Annotated in this window: 17 protein-coding genes and 1 pseudogene; 9 read left to right on the top strand and 9 right to left on the bottom strand. The window is 36.6% G+C overall.

Annotated elements, in window-relative coordinates:
* Nucleotides 1-152 precede the first annotated feature (152 nt).
* The 3 genes and pseudogenes from P9Q65_RS09705 to P9Q65_RS09695 all read left to right on the top strand — a co-directional run bounded on the left by P9Q65_RS09705 (nt 153) and on the right by P9Q65_RS09695 (nt 5346).
* Nucleotides 153-1538, top strand: a complete 1386-nt coding sequence (locus tag P9Q65_RS09705; protein ID WP_304509232.1) for a recombinase family protein — start codon at nt 153-155, stop codon at nt 1536-1538.
* A gap of 3 nt (nt 1539-1541) precedes the next feature.
* Nucleotides 1542-2402 (top strand): annotated as a pseudogene (locus tag P9Q65_RS09700) (nucleoside recognition domain-containing protein); the annotation flags it as partial.
* Nucleotides 2403-3237: 835 nt separating this feature from the next.
* Nucleotides 3238-5346 (top strand): methyl-accepting chemotaxis protein, encoded by a 2109-nt coding sequence (locus tag P9Q65_RS09695; RefSeq protein WP_304509230.1) that lies wholly within the window; start codon nt 3238-3240, stop codon nt 5344-5346.
* 316 nt (nt 5347-5662) lie between these two features.
* On the opposite strand, the gene P9Q65_RS09690 is transcribed toward P9Q65_RS09695, so the two are convergent.
* Entirely contained in the window at nt 5663-6448 is a 786-nt protein-coding gene (locus tag P9Q65_RS09690) for a TrmH family RNA methyltransferase (protein WP_304509228.1), read from the bottom strand.
* A 217-nt stretch (nt 6449-6665) separates the two neighbouring features.
* Here P9Q65_RS09690 and P9Q65_RS09685 point away from each other — a divergent pair, with 217 nt between their 5' ends.
* Both P9Q65_RS09685 and P9Q65_RS09680 read left to right on the top strand, forming a co-directional pair.
* A complete protein-coding gene (locus tag P9Q65_RS09685; RefSeq protein WP_330695334.1) occupies nt 6666-7304 on the top strand; it encodes a lactate utilization protein in 639 nt (212 codons plus the stop codon).
* Between the two features lie 168 nt (nt 7305-7472).
* On the top strand, nt 7473-7931 hold the full coding sequence (locus P9Q65_RS09680; protein ID WP_304509227.1) for a YaiI/YqxD family protein: 459 nt from the start codon (nt 7473-7475) through the stop codon (nt 7929-7931).
* 199 nt (nt 7932-8130) lie between these two features.
* Here the strand turns inward: P9Q65_RS09680 and P9Q65_RS09675 are convergent, their stop codons facing one another.
* The gene (locus P9Q65_RS09675) at nt 8131-9306 is read right to left on the bottom strand and encodes an NAD(P)-dependent malic enzyme (RefSeq protein ID WP_304509226.1); all 1176 of its coding nucleotides are present in this window, start codon (nt 9304-9306) and stop codon (nt 8131-8133) included.
* A 103-nt stretch (nt 9307-9409) separates the two neighbouring features.
* On the bottom strand, nt 9410-10774 hold the full coding sequence (gene fumC, locus P9Q65_RS09670) for a class II fumarate hydratase (protein ID WP_304509225.1): 1365 nt from the start codon (nt 10772-10774) through the stop codon (nt 9410-9412).
* Nucleotides 10775-10935: 161 nt separating this feature from the next.
* Between fumC and P9Q65_RS09665 the strand changes: the two genes are divergently transcribed.
* On the top strand, nt 10936-11229 hold the full coding sequence (locus P9Q65_RS09665) for a thiamine-binding protein (protein WP_304509224.1): 294 nt from the start codon (nt 10936-10938) through the stop codon (nt 11227-11229).
* Between the two features lie 13 nt (nt 11230-11242).
* Entirely contained in the window at nt 11243-11875 is a 633-nt protein-coding gene (locus P9Q65_RS09660; RefSeq protein WP_304509223.1) for an HAD family hydrolase, read from the top strand.
* Between the two features lie 97 nt (nt 11876-11972).
* Here P9Q65_RS09660 and P9Q65_RS09655 read toward each other — a convergent pair whose 3' ends face one another.
* The 4 genes from P9Q65_RS09655 to P9Q65_RS09640 form a co-directional block, all read right to left on the bottom strand.
* Entirely contained in the window at nt 11973-12164 is a 192-nt protein-coding gene (locus P9Q65_RS09655; protein ID WP_304509222.1) for a hypothetical protein, read from the bottom strand.
* A gap of 592 nt (nt 12165-12756) precedes the next feature.
* Complete coding sequence (locus P9Q65_RS09650) at nt 12757-13005, bottom strand: hypothetical protein (RefSeq protein WP_304509221.1); 249 nt, start codon at nt 13003-13005, stop codon at nt 12757-12759.
* Nucleotides 13006-13543: 538 nt separating this feature from the next.
* Complete coding sequence (locus P9Q65_RS09645; protein ID WP_304509219.1) at nt 13544-14272, bottom strand: YebC/PmpR family DNA-binding transcriptional regulator; 729 nt, start codon at nt 14270-14272, stop codon at nt 13544-13546.
* Between the two features lie 179 nt (nt 14273-14451).
* The gene (locus tag P9Q65_RS09640; RefSeq protein WP_304509218.1) at nt 14452-15108 is read right to left on the bottom strand and encodes a YigZ family protein; all 657 of its coding nucleotides are present in this window, start codon (nt 15106-15108) and stop codon (nt 14452-14454) included.
* Nucleotides 15109-15352: 244 nt separating this feature from the next.
* Here P9Q65_RS09640 and P9Q65_RS09635 point away from each other — a divergent pair, with 244 nt between their 5' ends.
* Together P9Q65_RS09635 and P9Q65_RS09630 are read left to right on the top strand one after the other, a co-directional pair.
* Nucleotides 15353-15529 carry a hypothetical protein gene (locus P9Q65_RS09635; protein WP_304509217.1) on the top strand — a complete coding sequence of 59 codons (177 nt, stop codon included), beginning with the start codon at nt 15353-15355 and terminating at the stop codon, nt 15527-15529.
* Nucleotide 15530: 1 nt separating this feature from the next.
* Nucleotides 15531-15710 (top strand): hypothetical protein, encoded by a 180-nt coding sequence (locus tag P9Q65_RS09630; protein WP_304509215.1) that lies wholly within the window; start codon nt 15531-15533, stop codon nt 15708-15710.
* Nucleotides 15711-15839: 129 nt separating this feature from the next.
* Here the strand turns inward: P9Q65_RS09630 and P9Q65_RS09625 are convergent, their stop codons facing one another.
* Complete coding sequence (locus P9Q65_RS09625) at nt 15840-16862, bottom strand: GGDEF domain-containing protein (protein WP_304509213.1); 1023 nt, start codon at nt 16860-16862, stop codon at nt 15840-15842.
* A gap of 623 nt (nt 16863-17485) precedes the next feature.
* Nucleotides 17486-19718 (bottom strand): ATP-dependent chaperone ClpB (clpB, locus tag P9Q65_RS09620; RefSeq protein WP_304509212.1); only part of this gene is annotated, 2233 nt, incomplete at its 5' end.

Here is a 19718-nt window from a genome sequence, read left to right as displayed (position 1 = left end):
AAGCCACACTAAATTATACTAATACATTCAAAATTAAAAGTAATTATTTCCCCACTCAATTTTATTTTGGGTGGGGTTTATCAAATATTTTCAAAAAATCAGGATATATATTAATAATATAGGAAGGGGTGATTTTTCTGGACAAAAAATATATGGTTTTTGGTTATGTCCGTGTATCGACTGATAATCAGCTTGAAAATTATAGTATTGACGAACAGATAGCCCGCCTAACGGCATATTGTAAAGCAAAGGACTGGATATTGGTAAAAATCTATACCGATGGTGGATTCTCCGGCGGCAACACCAACCGCCCTGCTTTGCGTCAAATGCTTGAGGATGTTAAAAAAGTTGAAGTGGATGCCGTAATCGTTTATAAACTTGACCGCTTGAGCCGCAGTCAAAAGGATACCCTTATGCTGATTGAAGACGAGTTCCTTTTCAACGATGTAGACTTCATATCCATCAATGAAAATTTTGATACCTCCACCCCTTTCGGGCGGGCAATGATTGGCATTTTATCGGTATTCGCTCAGTTGGAAAAAGACCAAATTACAGAAAGATTCACCATGGGCAGAATTGGCCGAGGAAAAGCCGGTTATTTTCATGGCGGTGGTAATTCACCCCATGGATATGATTATGTAAACGGAAAATTAATCGTAAACGAATTTGAAGCAATGCAAATTGATCAGATCTATGATCTGTTTATCAATGGTAAAACGATAAATACCATTGGAAAATTAATGAATCGTAAATATAACAACCGTAACTGGACAGCCACTTCAGTTCGGAATGCTTTAAAAAATAGCATTTACATTGGCAAAGTGCAATTTAAAGGTATTGAATATGACGGGAAGCATCCCCCTATCATATCAACGGAACGGTACATAGAGGCACAACGCTTGCTCCACTCTCAGAAAAGGGAAAACGGAAAAACCACAGCTCAAAAGTCTCCATTTCGTGCCAGCTATCTTTTAACTAGCCTAATTTATTGTAGCCAATGCGGCGCAAGGTATAGCGCAAACCACGGATATTATAAATGTTATTCCCGATCTAAATCTTCCCCCAAATTTGTCACCGATCCAAATTGTAAAAATGATAATTGGAAGATTGAAGAACTCGACTTTCTCGTGATTGAAACTATTCGAGACCTTGTGGAAGATAAGCAAATGATACAAGATTTAACCATCAGACCCACCCAGAAAACTAAAATAATTGATACAAAAAAAATTACTGATCGCATTGAATCCTTAGAAAAACAACTAAGCAAGTTAATTGACTTATATCAAATCGGCACCTTGCCTATGGCCGTTCTAACCAGTAGAGTCCAGGCTTTAGATCAAGAAAAAAAAGCCCTAACTGAAAAACTTAATATAAAAGAGGATAAAACAAACAATATTACCGCTTTCATCGACACACTCAAAACATTTGAAAACAGTTTTGAAATATCTGACTTAGATGCAAAAAGAATGCTCATTTCTACCTTGATTGAGCGTATTGAAATTGACGGTAACGATGTGAAAATCCAATGGAGATTATAATACAAAATCATATTTACCATGTGCATGGGATTCGGATGCAATGCTGCAGGAATTGTTGGTTGCCGCATTATAGACTCACCCAGAGAACGACTTCTAGCAATTCTTACGAATAATTTTGTACCATGTAATGGTAGATTTCCTACGTTAATTGCAATAATCACAATGTTCTTTGTAGGTACATCAGATGGCATGTTTTCAAGCATACTATCAGCATTATTACTAACAACATTTATTTTGGTAGGCGTTTTGATGACTTTCGCCGTAACAAGACTTCTTTCCAACACACTATTGAAAGGGGTTCCCTCCTCCTTTACACTAGAGCTTCCGCCTTACCGAAAACCACAAGTGGGTAAAGTAATTATTCGCTCTATTTTTGACAGAACCTTATTTGTTCTGGGCAGAGCAATCATCGTGGCTGCCCCCGCAGGAATGATCATATGGCTCATGGCAAATATAACCATTGGTGATACAAGTGCTTTAAATCATTGTGCCGAGTTTTTGAATCCATTTGCACAGCTTATGGGGCTGGATGGTGTTATTCTTTTGGCTTTCATTTTGGGTTTTCCTGCAAATGAAATCGTTATCCCCATTATTATAATGGCTTATATGGCACAGGGAAGTATTCTTGAGCTTGACAATCTTGTTCAAATGAAAGAACTATTTGTAAACCACGGATGGACTTGGATAACTGCAATCAGTACTATGTTATTCTCCCTCATGCACTGGCCCTGCTCTACCACGCTACTTACAATAAAAAAAGAAACTAATAGCTGGAAATGGACGGTCTTAGCTGTTGCAATTCCCACTGCAATTGGCATTGTTTTCTGCATCTTATTTGCAAGTGTTGCAAATCTGTTTATTTAAACCCTTGTAAAAAAAATAATTGATTATACTTCAAAGTATTTAATTGAAATAAACGTATGTAATATACCATTATTTTCGCCAAAAAATACCATATATTTCCTTTTCTGTTTTTTAAATATTTATTCAAAAGAAGTAATATTATGACGGTTATTATAACTTTTTAGTATAATTTGATTGATAAACAACCCATTTTATGTTAAATTAAGAATATAGATTTGTTTCAATTATTTCGGATAACGGGTGCATGTAAAAATAATTTTTACAAGTAATTTGTTTTCTATAGTAGTTATTATAGAAAAATTGATTATTTTTACACCATATGCTCAACTTGTTATCCGAAAAATTATAGATATTATTTTCTTTGTGTTAAATGAAAACTATTGAGCAGGGAAAGGGTTTACGAATTTTAAAATTAATTCTCGTCAAAAATCAGCATTACACAAGGGGTATAATATAAAAGGAGGGATTCGCCTAAGTGAAAGTTTTTTTCTTCAAATGATTCATTACAATTTTATCGGACTATTAGAATTATATTTAACAAACATGTTGATTGAGCAGTCTGATTCGCTACGTTTCACTTGAAAAATAACATTCGCTTTAAAACAGCCAATTATTACGTTATGAGTTAAAACTATATTCCCTACAAAGAAATGTACATGCACTAAACTAAAAGTTGTATGTAGGCGAATAACCTCTAATGACTTATAACAAAAGGGGTCAGCATCTGTAAGGTTATTTTTTAAAAGACTCTCTTCATAAAGCAACAGGATTATTATTTTACAGATTTTGATTCCAAAATGGGAGTTCAAAGACTAGGGGAAGAAGAGGTGTTACGATGAAAAGCATTGCAAGAAAGTTAATTTTAGCAACGATTATACCTTTAATTATTTTATTTTTAATACTATTTTTAATGGTATCTGGTCATGTACAAAAGAGTATTCGGGCGGAAACTGATGAAGTTGTCAAGTTAAGTGCCATTAGCGCATCATGGCAAGTTAGTGAATATCTTTCAGATTATATGACAATAGTTGAAACCGGTTCCACAAACACATTGTTTAAAAATTTCATGGCAAAACTCACTCCAGAAAAAAGTGTAAAAGATGAGCCCGAGTTTTCCACGGTTTTAAATGAATTAAAACAAATAGCAAGTCTTGATACAACAAATATACAAGCAGTTTGGATGGCAGATCTTAACACCAGTCAGCTTATCATGTCAGACGGATATGTATCCCAGCTAGGTGGCGATTGGGTTATTACGCAACGTCCATGGTATATAAAAATGATGGAACGCAAAGGGTTATCTCTTTCAGAACCTTATGTTGATGTAAGTACACAAAAATTGGTTGTAACCATTTCAATACCAGTTTACAACAATGGCCAAATGGTTGGTGCCTTTGGTATCGATATGTCTTTGGATCAGCTTTCAACAATCTTGAGCGGTTTAAAACTAGGTGAAACTGGTTATTTCTGTTTTGTAACTGATACCGATACAGTTCTCTATCATCCAAATTCGGATTATGCATTGAAAAACGTAGATGAACTTCCAGTTGGTGATGACGTAAAAGACTTTGTGAAGAACCCTTCTACAAGCATCGTTGAATACGAGCTAAATGGTGAGCACACTTATGGTTTTACCTCATCCGTAGGTACTACCGGTTGGAAATTAGTAGCTGCAATACCAAAAGCAGAAGTTGAAAAGCCATTTATTGAGTTGAGAACACTATTATTTGTAACAATGGCGGTTATTTTATTAGCACTCTTCTTAATCGTTTTTATCACTTCAAAAAAATTGGTAAAACCTTTACGCCAATTAGCAGATGTTGCTGATAAGATTGCAGATGGTGACCTTGATGTTGATTTGGATGTCAAAACAAATGATGAAACCTCCTTGGTGGCAAATTCGTTTGATAAAACTATTGTGCGGTTAAAAGGCTATATTGCTTACATAGAAGAAATTTCTCAATTATTAAGACAAATTGGCAACGGTGATTTCCGCCTTCATTTCAAACAAGAATATGATGGTGAATTTGCTATCATTAAAGATGCCTTGGTTTCTACAGCTGAAATGGTAAATGATACCCTTTTGCAAATTAATTTAGCAGCAGAACAAGTTGCTTCCGGCTCTGATCAGGTTTCCAGCGGTGCTCAGGCACTTTCTCAAGGAGCCACAGAACAAGCAAGCTCTATTGAAGAACTGTCAGCTACAATGAATGATATTTCCACTCAAATTATGCAGACTGCTGAAAATGCTACAAAAGCAAAATCCATTGCAAAAGAAGCATCCAATGCAACATCTCATGGACAAGAACAAATGGAACTTATGGTTGAAGCTATGGAAGAAATTAGCCGTACTTCAAACGAAATCGGCAAAATCATTAAAAATATTGATGATATTGCATTCCAGACAAACATTCTTGCTTTGAATGCTGCAGTTGAAGCAGCAAGAGCAGGAAATGCGGGCAAAGGTTTTGCTGTAGTTGCTGATGAAGTGCGTAATCTTGCAAGCAAATCGGCAGAAAGTGCAAAAAACACCTCTGCTTTGATTGAAAACGCTTTGCGTGCGATTGAAAGAGGCACACATATCGTAAATGGAACTGCTAGCTCCTTGGAAGAAATTGTTCGTGGCTCTGACCATTCTGCAGAAATCATTCAAAAAATTGCCGATGCAAGCAATGAGCAGGCACAATCTATAAATCAAGTAAATCTTGGCGTAGAGCAGATTTCCGCTGTTGTTCAAACAAATAGTGCTACCGCAGAAGAAGAGGCAGCAGCTAGTGAAGAATTATCAGCACAGGCTCAAATGTTAAAAGAGCTTTTGTCTAAATTCACATTATCCTCTGACGGAGTTGTTGAAAAAGACTATTCCTTTAACAACACTGAGGAAGTACCAAATTTTGAAGATTTGGAGACCTTCCCCGCCGACAACGATCATACAAAATACTAAAATCAATTTGTTTGAATAAAGGTTCATTTAGTATACTAATATAATCGTTTGCTAGAATAAGATTTCAGTGATGTCAAAACCTCCAACCAGTATTTAAAAAAAGGTTGGAGGTTTTTTTAATTGGTGCTTTGGCTCCAATCATGACCACGCTTAAAATGAGGTTGTAAAATCAAAGTAGGCAAGAAATATAATGATGTGACCCCAAAGCACCAAAAAAATATTCTAAAAGAGGCAGAACACCTGCCTTTTTTAGAATATCCACAATTCATGAAACAAAATTTCTCCAAATATATTAAAAATACAATTTCAAAATCCACTAATTAAGTCTTTGGCGCACAACCTCATATAACAATACACCTGCTGCTATAGAGGCATTCAAAGATTCTGCCATCCCCGGCATAGGGATCTTTACCCATTGATCACATAACTCTGCAGCCTCGTTGGAAAGCCCTCTTGCCTCATTTCCAATCATAAAAGCGCAGCCTTTTTCTAAAGGTAAATGATATGGATAGCACTCTCCCTTTAAATGGGCAGCATACAAAGAAATATTATTTTCTTTCATCTTCAAAATAACTTCCTTTAAGGATACATCCTGAAATACAGGCACATGAAACACCGAACCCATGGTTGCTCTTAAAACCTTTGGATTATATACATCTACACAACCTTTTGATAGAAAAATCCCATCCACACCACAGGCATCCGCTGTACGAATAATTGTGCCGAGATTTCCGGGATCATTTAATTCTTCTGCCAAAAGAAAAAAGGATGCCCCTCCCCGCCACAATGTCTCTTGCGCTGTATTTTGCTTTTTACAAACTGCCAAAATACCTTGAGGATTTTCCGTATCTCCCAGCAAAGAAAACAACTCATTGGGAAAAATAAATGTTTTTGCTCTCTCTTCATAAATTTCCATGTCATTTTCTTGGGCAAAAGCATCAGAAACCGCAAATAATTCTACCTCCCAGCCTTGGGGGATTTCAGAAACAAATCGCAATCCTTCCGCTACGAAAATATCTTCTCTATCTCGGTTCTTTTTTTGATTCAAGCTTTTGATCCTTTTAAAAACTTTATTTTGGTGGCTCTCAATTTTTTTCGCCATGAAACTCCCTCATTTCTCAAATTCTTCTCCCTATCATAATACAAAACATAATTTCTTTGCAACAAAAATCTGATTTCTTATCTTAACTTTTGCAAGTACAAGTTGAATCATTCTTGTATCATACATTAGTGGGAAACTTTGGGTTCTTGTATTTTTTTCCTGAAATTTATGGTAAAATAGAATCATCCAATTTAAAACACGAAAGGAGTTCCTCATATTGAATACACCAATTGAAAAAAGAAATGAAGTATTAGGTAAAACTTTAGTAGAAAAATTAGAAGCAAGACAATTCGAAGCATACTACTGTCCTACCGCAAAAGAGGCGTTGGAAAAAGCCCTTTCACTGGTACCCGAAAAAAGTTCTGTATCCTGGGGCGGTTCGATAAGCATTCGTGATATGGGCCTAACAAAAGCCTTCCACGCTGGTGATTATGAAGTAATTGACAGGGATTTAGGAAAATCACCTGAGGAAATTGCAGATTTACACCGTCAGGGTCTTTTGACAGATTATTTCATTACCAGCACCAACGCAATCTCTGAAGATGGTATATTGGTAAACATTGACGGTACCGGCAACCGTGTAGCAGCGCTATGCTTTGGTCCTAAAAATGTCATTGTTATTTGTGGTTTAAATAAAGTTGCACCAACCCTTGAGGGAGCAGTCGCCCGCGCAAGAAGCACTGCAGCTCCCATTAATGCATTCCGTTTTATGGGAAAAACTCCATGCGTTTCAACAGGGATTTGTCATAACTGCAAATCTCCTGATTGTATTTGCAGCCAATTTTTGATTTCCAGATTCTGCAAACCTGCCAAAAGAATCAAAGTAATTTTGGTTGGGGAAGAATTAGGTTATTAATTTTTTTAAAAAATAAAACAAAGTTAAAGTAAAGGTAGCAAAAGCTCTGCTATCAAAAAATGCAGCAGAGCTTTTTTGTTATCTTTCTGATATTTATCCAATTCGTGGATAAATGCGCCCTTTTTATAGAGGAAACCAGGTTTTAATATTTTCCTAAAGGAGATTACAATGAAAGTTCTTGTTGATGCAGATGCTTGCCCCGTAAAAGAAATCATCGTGAAGATATCAAAAAAATATAATATTCAAGTTTATATGGTAACAGATGATTCACATATTTTGTTCTATCCTGAAGAAAACGTTCATGTGGTAACCGTTGATCAAGGGGCTGACAGTGCAGACTTGGCTATTGCCAACCGTACGGAAATGGGTGATATTTGCATTACCGCAGACTATGGTTTAGCCACATTGATTTTAGGAAAAAAAGCCACGGTAATTCACCCCAATGGCTTTTTTTATACAGCGGAAAATATTGAACGTATGTTTTTTGAACGCCATCTTTCCCGAGAAATGCGTCGACAAAAAAAGGGACGCAGCGGGCATATCCGTAAAAGGACAAAAGATGATGATTCCGCCTTTCTCTTGGTTTTTGAAAAAGCATTATCTTCCCCCAAAAACTCCCATTCTTAAGTAATATTATAAAGACCGGCTTCTCAATGAAAAGCCAGTCAAAAATGTCTTGTTATACTCTGTTCTCCTTGAAAAGCAAAGTCTATACTTGGAAATTCTTTCTTCTATAGCTTCGCCTTTAAAAAAACAGCTATATCAACCAATTACATTTCTCAGTTTCTGTTGCCAAAAAGTAACAAGCCGAAAATTCGTTTATAAATCAGGGCTTAACTCGTGCAATTCCTTCTTCTATTGCCACATCGGCAACTGCTTTTGCTACAGCATCGGCAACGGTTTTATCCAGTGCAGATGGAATAATATTCTCCTTATGCAATTTATCATCGGGGATCATTGCTGCGATGGCGTAAGCCGCTCTTTGTTTCATCCCTTCAGTAATTTCTTTAGCACGAACCGCCAATGCCCCTTTAAAAATACCAGGGAAGATCAAAACATTATTGATTTGGTTGGGAAAATCGGAACGTCCTGTGCCTACAACTGCAGCCCCCGCCGCCAATGCCTCATCTGGCATAATTTCCGGTATAGGGTTCGCCATGGCAAAAACAATTCCTTGATTCATAGATGCAACCATTTCTTTCGTTACCATATTGGGACGAGAAACACCCACAAAAGCATCTGCCCCCCGCAAAGCATCCGCCAAGCTTCCTTTTTCGTTATGAATATTGCTGATATGGGAAATCTCCTCTTGCCCCTCATTTAAACCAACATCACCTTCACAAACAATACCATTAAGATCACACATAACAATATTCCCAAAACCCATGGAGATTAAAAGCTTTCCAATGGCAATGCCCGCAGCGCCGGCTCCATTGATTACAATTTTCATTCCCCCCATTTTCTTTCCTACAACCTTCATTGCATTAATCATGGCTGCCGCAACAACAATGGCTGTTCCATGCTGATCATCATGAAATACAGGAATATCGCAGATTTCTTTTAGCTTCCGTTCAATTTCGAAACAGCGAGGTGCTGAAATATCTTCTAAATTAATACCACCAAAACTTTTGGAAATGAAATAGATGGTATTGACAATGGTGTCCACGTCCTTAGAATCAATGCAGAGAGGGAATGCATCTACACCACCAAATTCCTTGAATAAAACGCACTTTCCCTCCATAACGGGCATCCCCGCCGCAGGGCCAATATCCCCTAACCCTAAAACCGCAGTGCCATCTGTCACAACAGCAACCAAATTAAAACGGCGTGTTAACCGAAAAGACTCCTCATAGTTTTTTTCAATCACACGGCAAGGTTCTGCAACCCCCGGAGTATAAAGCAACGAAAGATCTTCTCTCGTCGTAATTTCCTTTCTGGAAACCACTTCTATTTTGCCTTGCATTTCATAATGCAGCTTTAATGCCTTTTCCTCAATACTCATGAATATTGCCTCCTATTTATCATTCCTATTACTATGTCCATTTTCAAATGGTAAAGTATCTTGATTTCCACCCAAAATTACACCTTTTTGTTATTGAATACGATTAAACCATATTTTCAGGGCGGAACACCTCATCGAATTTCTCTTCCGTTAAAAACCCTAGGGAAACACAAGCTTCCTTTAAAGAAATATTTTCACTATAAGCCTTCTTTGCTGTTTTTGCCGCATTCTCATATCCAATAAAAGGGTTCAAACAAGTAACCAGCATAAGAGACCGTCGAAGATTTTCATTCATTTTCTCCTTATTCGCACAAATTCCTGCTACACAGTGCACACGGAAAGAGTCAAGTCCATCAGCCAAAAGGCGAACAGATTGCAAAAAATTATAAATGCATACAGGCATAAAAACATTCAATTCAAAATTTCCCTGAGAAGCACAAATGCCAACTGCCGTATCGTTTGCCATAACCTGTACGGCCACCATGGTCACCGCCTCACACTGGGTAGGATTTACTTTTCCTGGCATAATAGAACTTCCCGGTTCATTTTCCGGAATAAAAATTTCGCCCAAACCACAACGAGGTCCACTGGCAAGCCAACGAACGTCGTTAGCAAATTTCATTAAATTCGCAGCCAAAGCCTTCAACGCCCCGTGAGCAAAAACCAATTCATCCTTTGCCGTTAACGCATGGAACTTGTTTTCGGCAGTAATAAACGGTACTCCCGTCAGCTTAGAAACCTCTTCTGCTGCCGCCTGTGCAAAACCTTCCGGCGCATTCAGCCCTGTGCCAACCGCTGTCCCTCCCAATGCCAACTCTTGCACACCTACGAGGCTTAATTCAATCATATTCTTTGCTTTTTCCAGCATGTTTCGCCAGCCGCTGATTTCCTGGGAAAAGGTTATAGGTGTCGCATCCTGCAAATGGGTTCTGCCTGTTTTGATAATCCCTTTATTTTCCTCTTCTAATCTCGCCAATTCATCTATCATCCGTTCCAATGCAGGAAGAAGCTGTTTTTTTGTCTCTAAAGCAGCTGCAATATGCATGGCTGTTGGAAAAGTATCATTTGAGCTCTGGGACATATTCACATGGTCGTTGGGATGCAGTAGCTTTTCTCCAGCGATTTCATTTCCACGATTGGCAATAACTTCATTTACGTTCATATTAGACTGGGTACCACTCCCCGTCTGCCATACAGCCAAAGGAAAGTGTTCATCCAGCTTTCCCGCCAAAATTTCGTCGCAAACTTGTCCAATAATGGAGCATTTTTTTTCATCCAGCTTTCCTAAGCGATTATTTGTTTGGGCAACTGCTTTTTTCAATATCCCAAAGGCATAAATAATTTCCATGGGGATTTTTTCGGTACTGATTTTAAAATTTTCAAAGCTTCTTTGGGTTTGCGCCCCCCAATATGCACCAACAGGAACCTTGACTTCACCCATAGAGTCTTTTTCAATACGGTAATCCATAACAAATCTCCTTATAATTATAATTTTTTACTTATAAATACCCTAAAATAGATTATAACAAAAACTTACCAAAAATAATATTGACCAATAAGAAAAAGTATTGGCTGTTTCTTGTATTTTTTCGTAGAAAATGGTACACTTCTCAAAAAGGAGGGAAAAGAATGTATACAACTAGCATTGCAATACAAGTTTTACCGGACATTACGGAAATAGATAAAATCTGCGACATTGTGGATCATGTTATTGAATATATTGCCTCAACCGGTTGCCCGTATATGGTTGGACCTTTTGAAACCACAGTGGAGGGAGATTTTGAAACTCTAATGAAAATTATAAAACGTTGTCAAGAAATCCCGTTGGAGCTGGGCGCACCGTCTACCAAATCTTACGTGAAGATTTTTCACAATCCAAACGGTGTGTTGACAATTGCAGAAAAAACAGATAAATACAAATAATAAAGGAGAATTTATGAAAAGTATTATTTTTGACCTTGATGGAACTTTAATTGATTCTATGCCTGTTTGGAAAAATACAGGGCGTAATTTTCTACAAAGTCATGGTTTTGACATACCTGAAAATTTACATACTGTTGTAAAATCCCAAACCATTGGGCAAACAGCAGAATATTTCCGCAATGATTTAGGTGTAACCCACAGTTCAGAGGAAATCATAAACGAAATCATTCAATATGTTGAAGAAGCCTATAAAAACACCATCCCTTTAAAGCCTTATGTAAGAGAATTCCTAGATAAAGAATTTGAAAAAGGCACAAAAATGTGTGTCTTAACCGCTTCTGAGTCCAGCTATATCCATCCTGCATTAGAGCGTCTTGACCTTTTGAAGTATTTTCAGTTTATTCTAACCTGCACCGAAACAGGATATTATAAAACTGAGCCCGAAGTGTTCCATATTGCAATGAAAAAGCTGGGAGGGAATGTTGAGAATACAATCGTTTTCGAGGATGCCCTTTATGCTGTACAGGGAGCAAAAAAAGGCGGATTTACCGTCTATGCTGTTGCTGATCCAATTACAGAAGCAGATAGCAACTCCATCCGTTCTGTAGCCGACAAATATATAAAAAGTTATAAAGAATTATTGTAAATCCTTATAATTTTTTCTAAAACAGTCCCATTTGCAGGTTTTCACAATTGATGATGCGTTGCAAATGGGATTACTCTGGAAAAGCAGATTCATTAAGCTAAATTCCAGCGTTTTTTTTCGATGCAATAGGTGCTTTTTGGGTCATAGGAATAAATTTGCCGATGATACCGCCCATAATGGCAGGAACAACACATCCGCACTGAAAAGTAGCGAGAAGAAGGCTATTTGGAAATTCGAAAGGCAACACAAAAGATAAGTAAACATCAGCTGCACTTGCCAGCAATGCCATAGTGGCAACACCAAAATATTATCGTTTTTGATATGATTGCCAAGAAAAACTTCAGTAAATCATAATAAGAATAAGGGGGTACATAAGAGTTAAATCGGCTCTGCAATACTGATAATTGTTGAAATGCTAATTAGGAATGATTGAGGGTTCCTTGCCAATTTGCCTGTGAAGCTGTTTATTGAAACATCACCTGTTTTAATCATTGCGAAAATAGCTAATGCCGCCACCCCTACATCAGCAATTAAGAAACATAAAAAACCTATAAACCAGTCACTATCTACATTTATCCCTAAGAAAGGGGAAAAATTAGGTTGCCTGCCCAAAGAACGTATCAATTGATGCTAGACCGATTACCACAATATCCTTCTTGCTTTTTTCTTTTCATTCATAACCTATTATCTCCTTATACTACTGAACACTTACTTTTCTTCTCTCTTATGCCACAAAATAATTATTCATAGAAAATTGGGTACGTTTAACATTCTGCTATAAATGTCTAAAACTTCAAGAAGTCAAAAAATATACCAAAAATATTTTAAAACCGAATAAAAATCAATATTTTTACTTTTTCAAAAAAATTGTTATACATAAATTATTTTAGCATGAAATATATTTCATTTTGCACTTCTGCATATTTAGGAATCCAATTTTCCAAATAACCATCGGTAGCCTTTTCATAAGGAATATGACTTTCAATTCTATATATTGTTGAATTTTTAGGATTATCTAACTCCACTAGCCCAACATCTTCCGCGCTGGCAACTCTAACCTTCATTTTAAATGCAGAAATTGGATATCCATGTAAAGCCACCGACGCGCGTAATGCTCCCACAGGTGTCATACATATATACCCCAAAAAATTATAGACACAATACAAATAAATTTCTTTACTCTCTTTGATTTATGCATCTATATTCTCCTCATGCACCAAATTTATAATGTGGGTTATAAAATAATTTATTTTCTTAGTATAACACACAGTTGTATAAATTAGTATTTTATGGAATAAACCTTTGTTAAATTATATCAATCACCAGCATCCACTCCATTTAGTCGACAATAGAATTATTTCACCTTTTTAGACAAATTCCTCCATCAAACAACAATTTCATCATCGTAAAAAATTACCCCCTACAAGCCATTTTCATGCCCTATGATACGCAATAGAGAATAAACATCCAAACCATTCTTTAACTCCATTATTTTCATAAAAAAACAACCTCCAATTACGATTTTTATACTTCAAAATGTATATCGTAACTGAAAGTTGCTTGTACATCATCACTGCGCAATATTTTATGCAAATAGTCAATGTATAGTGTGTATATAAATTAAAAATTCCTAAATATTAGGATTTCATATTTGTTGGTGAAGTATGTTTATTCATCCCAATTATGGAAAACGTTTTGCACATCATCATCTTCATCCAACAAATCTAAAATCTTGTTCATCTTCTTAATATCTTCATCAGTCTTCAATTCTGTATATGTTTGAGGAATCATCGTAATCTCTGCTGAGACCATAGGAATACCTGCTTTTTCCAAAGCTTCTCTTACTGCAGAAAAGTCATCCGGAGATGTCGTAACTTCAAAGCTATCTTCTTCTGCGGCTAAGTCTTCGGCTCCTGCATCTAAAGCAGCCATCATCAACTCTTCTTCGTCCATTTCCACTTCTTCTCTATCAATTACAATAAGTCCCTTTTCATCAAACATAAAGGAAACGCAACCACTCGTTCCCATATTGCCGCCACCCTTTGTAAATGCATTTCTAACGTTTGCCGCCGCACGATTTCTGTTATCAGTAAGAGCTTCAACAATAATTGCAACACCAGCTGGGCCGTAGCCTTCATATCTGATTGTTTCATACTCAACGCCTTCTTCATTTCCAGCCGCTTTTTTGATGCTTCTATCAATTGTATCATTAGGCATATTATTAGACTTACACTTAGCAATTATATCTCTCAGTTTGCCGTTACTGGCCGGATCGGATCCTCCTGCCTTTACCGCCACCTGAATTTCTCTACCTAACATAGTAAAAACTTTTCCCTTTGCTGCATCGTTTTTCTCTTTTTTGTGTTTAATATTCGCAAATTTCGAATGTCCTGACATTAGGAACCCTCCTCCATAAAATTTCACCAAAATAGTTTATCATTTTTTCGGTCATAATTCAAGAAAAATCGTTTTATCGACAAATAATTCTCTATCTAAATTTACAACTTCTTATGATTTAAAATAGAAATTAGTGCGTTATATTTTTTTGTAGAAAATCAGATTAACCCCTAAAAAATCTAACCTTCCAGTAAAGAAAGTTCCCCGTCCTGCCACACTCCATATTGTTCATTTTGTTTTACAAATGGAGTATTTCCTCGAAAAACATCCAACATTTTTTTCTCGAACCCTTCAGTTTCGTCCACCTTCACAAAAGCCGTATAAACGACTTTATCAGAATATTGGGTATCAAAAAGAATGTGTCCCTCTTGAAGAATTTCGTACTGCACCTTTCCCGATTCTGTATATTCCGCAGTCACTTCGTACCTGACATATAGAATCAATTCAACAATCCCGGCGGCTAGAAGTCCCTCTTTTGCAGCTCTTCCATATGCACGAACCAGACCTCCTGTCCCCAAAAGGGTACCACCAAAATACCGCGTAACTACTACAGCAATATTTTTAACCTCTTCCCCTTTTAAAACATTCAAAACAGGCATTCCGGCAGTTCCCTGTGGTTCACCGTCATCGCTAAAGCGTTGTAACTCATTATGCTCTCCCATTTGATAAGCAAACACATTATGAGTTGCATTCCAATATTTTTTTTTCATTTCATCAAGAAAAAGCCTTGCTTCATCTTCTGATTTTATTGGGCGCACCGTTGCAATAAAACGTGATTTTTTTTCAATTATTTCAGCTTCTCCCTCGCTTAATATCGTTTTATACTGATTAAGCATATCATCCCACCAACCATTTTATTTTTTAATCCAGTATCATTAGTCTCCGTTCAATGAAAGACTCCTATAATTTGGAAAATATTATTTAATTATACCATATATTGTTACCTTACCAAAGCAGAAAAATATTTCATATTTTAGAACAAAAAAAAACATAAAAACCAGCAAACTTGGAAAATTATTTCATACTTAAATTAGGAATGAAAAGCCTTTTTTTGCACAAGCTAGGGTTGAGGTGATAAGAATGGCTCAAGAATACAAAGACCTTGATGATTTGTTAAACCGAAGTCCAAAAGCAAAAGATTTTTTTGATTCTCTCCCTGAAGACAGGCAGTTTAATGTTCGTCAATATCAAAACAATATCCACTACGACTTAGACCTTCGGCGTTATGCCGAACACCTTTTGAGAGGAGGTTATTAATGTGTTCGCCAAAGAGTATCGAGATTTAGCTGACTTACTTTTAAACAATACCAGGGCTCAGAATTATTATAAAGGCTTACCAGATGGCATTCAACAGACCATTTCCCATAGTAGTTCTGAAATTCGTTCTATGAAATCTTTGCGCCATTTTGCTCGAGCAGCACACAAAAAAGGGCGTTAATGCAACATGATTATTCTAGCATAAAAGCGATACCGAATGTAGTCTCGTATCGCTTTTATGCTTATATTAGTAATATCTTTTCCCATTCTTACAGTATATTTGAATAATCCTGAAAAATTTAAGACCCTTTTACTCCTTGATTACACAGCAGCCCTTCCCAGACTGCTTTGCAACATATAGGCACTGATCACTTTCCCGATAAAGTCGATTAAAATCTATCTTTATCTTATCATTTATAGAGCAACCTATACTGATACTTATTTGAACTCCTTTTTCTTTCCCTATTTCAAAGCTGCTAAAACAGTCCAATAAACATTCTAACCTTTGTTTACACTCTTTCATTTCCACAAGATCAACAGAATAAATGATAAATTCATCCCCACCCATACGCAAAACAATATCTTCTTCACAAAATGATTTTTTAATTAACTGACTTACTTCTTTAATGACAGCATCACCATACATATGACCAAAGTTATCATTTATTTTTTTAAAATTATCTATATCTACAATAATAAAGGCTCCTTTTACCTGATTATTAATTAACTCTTTGATTTTTAAAAGGCCAACCTCTCTATTATATACACCCGTCATCAAATCTATTTCCGACCTAATTTTATAATTCACAAAACTTTCTACATTATCTATACGTTCGTTTAATGTCAAAAGATTAACCCCTATTGCCAAGCAATAAAACGCAATCAAATGCATCATATCAGCAAGGAACAATTCATACGTCTTGGCACTGTAGCAACAAATAATATAAACAAGCGTCGAGCTGGTGATAAACAAAAAAATTCGCCATGGCTTATCTATCATAAACAACGTCAAAACACATAAAAACACCATAATTGTAATAGATGGTACCTTACTATCAAAAAAAGTGCCCATCAAAATACCCATGAGCATAAGCGGTGTTAATGCTCCATAAAAAAAGAGGGTTATTCTCTTTTTATTTTTTTGAAGGTAAATCTTTGCAAACAGATGCAACAATACAAAGTAGCATACAAACGCAAATATTTGCAGATTAAAAACTGAAAAAGAAGCTATGGAGCCGCCAATGATTAGAACAGCCAATGCTATAAACATACCTATCGCTGTTAGTCCAACAAAACTATTGTAGTTTCGATTGCAAATTTCTTCTTTATACAAATCAACCTTTTCAGCTAACAATTTCTCTTTCCAATGACCAAACCTTCTTATTTGCTTTGATATGTCATCCATTTAAATCCTTCCTAATCCAGTTTTTCATAAATAACGAGGAAAAATAATTAAAACAATTTTTACCATATTATAAAATTCTGCCGAAACACAATGTTGCATTTGAACTGCATCATAGCCAATAGCAGTATCAATCTTCTAATGAGGATACATACTTGTAAAAATAATTGCTTTATTTTTTTATTTTAAATATTGTGTCCTTATTTGGTCGGTTTGGTTATTATTATAGCAGAACTAATTTGGGAAAACAATCTTTACCGAGACTCTTCTTATGATTTAATTGTTCATTTAGTAACTTTCCTAGAAAAACAATATAATGCCAAACTATCCCTGTAGAAAATGTCAACCAAAAAAATCTATTTGTAAACACACATTACTTACCAACTTACTTTAATCAAATAAAAAAAAGCCCTCTTGCCACCACTTCTCGGCAAAACGGGCTTTTCATTTTATCAAAACAAATTACAATATTGCTTTGAAAATACTGGTTTCACACCGTATTTTTTGTTCTCTCTTCTTGAGTTGAACCTTAATATAAACGCCAATAAATCTTTTTAAATAACTTTATATTCTCCATCTTCAACATCAATTGTCAAAGTACTTTCTGGTAAAACTTCGTCAGCAATGATTTTTTTCGCCAATAAAGTTTCAATGTTTCTTTGTACCATCCTTTTTAACGGTCTTGCACCAAATGCAGGATTATATCCTTCATCTATAATATATTCCTTTGCCTTCGGCGTTAATTCACAACGAAGTTGCTTATCCGCCAGCCGCTTGTTCAAATCTGCCAAAATCAAATCAATGATATGGGTAATATTATCCTTTGTTAATGGTTTATAGAATACAATTTCATCCAAACGGTTTAAAAACTCCGGTCTGAAAGAACGATGCAGTAATTCTTCCACTTCCAAACGGGCATCCTCTTTTATGTTTCCATTATCATCCATCCCTTCCAACAAATAAGAAGAACCAAGGTTTGATGTAAGGATAATCACTGTGTTTTTAAAATCTACCGTTCTCCCTTGGGAATCGGTAATTCGCCCATCATCCAACACTTGAAGAAGAATATTAAATACATCCGGATGAGCCTTTTCAATCTCATCAAACAGAATGACCGAATAAGGCTTCCTGCGAACTGCCTCAGTAAGCTGTCCACCCTCCTCATATCCTACATATCCGGGAGGCGCACCAATCAAACGGGATACACTGAATTTTTCCATATACTCGGACATATCAATACGCACCAAATTTTTTTCATCATCAAATAAGCATTCCGCCAAAGTTTTTGCTAATTCCGTTTTACCCACACCCGTAGGTCCAAGGAAAAGGAAAGAACCAATAGGCCTATTAGGGCTTTGAATACCTGCACGGCTTCTTAAAATCGCCTCGGAAACCTTAGTTACTGCTTCGTCCTGTCCAACGACTCTTTCATGTAAAATATCCTCCAAATGAAGGAGTTTTTCTCTTTCCCCTTCCATGAGCTTTGCAACGGGAATTCCCGTCCAGCGTTCAATAATACGGGCAATTTCTTCTTCTGTCACTTTGTCACGAAGCAACGTATTTTTCCCGCTGTTTTCCTCTGCCAGACGCTCTTTTTCTTCTAATTCCTTCTGCAATTGGGGAAGTCTTCCATATTTTAACTCTGCAGCACGGTTTAAATCATATTTTCTTTCTGCTCCTTCAATTTCAGCATTCACATCCTCTATTTCTTCTCTAAGCTTTTGCACAACGCCGATGGAATCCTTTTCATTCTCCCACTTCGCTTTTAAAGCTGCAAATTTATCACGCATTTCAGCTAATTCTTTCTGTGTTTCAGCTAAGCGTTCCTTGGAAAGCTTATCATTTTCTTTTTTCAAAGCAGCTTCTTCAATTTCATGCTGAATAATTTTTCTCTGTATCACATCCAATTCCGTTGGCATGGAATCCATTTCTGTTCGAATCATAGCGCAAGCTTCGTCTACTAAATCAATGGCCTTATCGGGAAGAAAACGATCAGTAATATACCGATTAGATAATATAGCGGCACCAATAATCGCTTGATCCTGAATTTTAACACCATGATATACCTCATAGCGCTCTTTTAACCCACGTAAAATTGCAATAGTGTCTTCCACAGTTGGCTCACTAACCAAGACAGGCTGGAACCTTCTCTCCAATGCCGGATCTTTTTCAATATACTGTTTGTATTCATTTAAAGTAGTGGCACCAATACAATGCAACTCGCCCCTGGCCAACATGGGTTTCAGCAAGTTTCCCGCATCCATGGCACCATCAGTTTTTCCCGCCCCCACAATGGTATGCAGCTCATCAATAAAGAGAATAATCTTCCCCTCGCTTTTTCTTACTTCGTTCAAAACCGCTTTCAAACGCTCCTCAAACTCGCCTCGGAATTTTGCCCCTGCAATCAAGGCGCCCATATCCAAAGAAAAAATAGTTTTATTCTTTAAACTGTTGGGGACATCTTCTTTCACAATACGCTGTGCCAAACCTTCGGCAATTGCAGTTTTCCCTACACCCGGTTCCCCAATTAATACGGGATTGTTTTTTGTCTTTCGAGATAAAATCCGAATGACATTTCTTATTTCATCATCACGACCGATGACAGGATCAAGTTTTTTGCTTCTTGCCTTTTCCACCAAATCAGCGCCGTATTTTTTTAAGGCATCATAGGTTGCCTCAGGAGCGTCGCTGGTAACACGGGTATTGCCTCTAACAGAAACCAGCATCTTCATAAAGCTATCTTTGGTAACATTATATTCCTTGAAAATGGGCTTCAACCCACTATTT

The organism is Anaerotignum sp., assembly GCF_030625865.1.
Taxonomy (GTDB): Bacteria; Bacillota; Clostridia; order Lachnospirales; family Anaerotignaceae; genus Chakrabartyella.
Note: the sequence above shows the minus strand (reverse complement) of the source record. Positions and strands in the feature narration are given on the sequence as shown.

What these genes read in the sequence shown, in the direction of transcription:
- P9Q65_RS09705 (WP_304509232.1), top strand. Translation starts at nt 153, where the DNA reads ATGGTTTTTGGTTATGTCCGTGTATCGACTGATAATCAGCTTGAAAAT.
- P9Q65_RS09695 (WP_304509230.1), top strand. Translation starts at nt 3,238, where the DNA reads ATGAAAAGCATTGCAAGAAAGTTAATTTTAGCAACGATTATACCTTTA.
- P9Q65_RS09690 (WP_304509228.1), bottom strand. Translation starts at nt 6,448, where the DNA reads ATGGCGAAAAAAATTGAGAGCCACCAAAATAAAGTTTTTAAAAGGATC.
- P9Q65_RS09680 (WP_304509227.1), top strand. Translation starts at nt 7,473, where the DNA reads ATGAAAGTTCTTGTTGATGCAGATGCTTGCCCCGTAAAAGAAATCATC.
- P9Q65_RS09675 (WP_304509226.1), bottom strand. Translation starts at nt 9,306, where the DNA reads ATGAGTATTGAGGAAAAGGCATTAAAGCTGCATTATGAAATGCAAGGC.
- fumC (WP_304509225.1), bottom strand. Translation starts at nt 10,774, where the DNA reads ATGGATTACCGTATTGAAAAAGACTCTATGGGTGAAGTCAAGGTTCCT.
- P9Q65_RS09665 (WP_304509224.1), top strand. Translation starts at nt 10,936, where the DNA reads ATGTATACAACTAGCATTGCAATACAAGTTTTACCGGACATTACGGAA.
- P9Q65_RS09660 (WP_304509223.1), top strand. Translation starts at nt 11,243, where the DNA reads ATGAAAAGTATTATTTTTGACCTTGATGGAACTTTAATTGATTCTATG.
- P9Q65_RS09655 (WP_304509222.1), bottom strand. Translation starts at nt 12,164, where the DNA reads ATGGCATTGCTGGCAAGTGCAGCTGATGTTTACTTATCTTTTGTGTTG.
- P9Q65_RS09650 (WP_304509221.1), bottom strand. Translation starts at nt 13,005, where the DNA reads ATGACACCTGTGGGAGCATTACGCGCGTCGGTGGCTTTACATGGATAT.
- P9Q65_RS09645 (WP_304509219.1), bottom strand. Translation starts at nt 14,272, where the DNA reads ATGTCAGGACATTCGAAATTTGCGAATATTAAACACAAAAAAGAGAAA.
- P9Q65_RS09640 (WP_304509218.1), bottom strand. Translation starts at nt 15,108, where the DNA reads ATGCTTAATCAGTATAAAACGATATTAAGCGAGGGAGAAGCTGAAATA.
- P9Q65_RS09635 (WP_304509217.1), top strand. Translation starts at nt 15,353, where the DNA reads ATGGCTCAAGAATACAAAGACCTTGATGATTTGTTAAACCGAAGTCCA.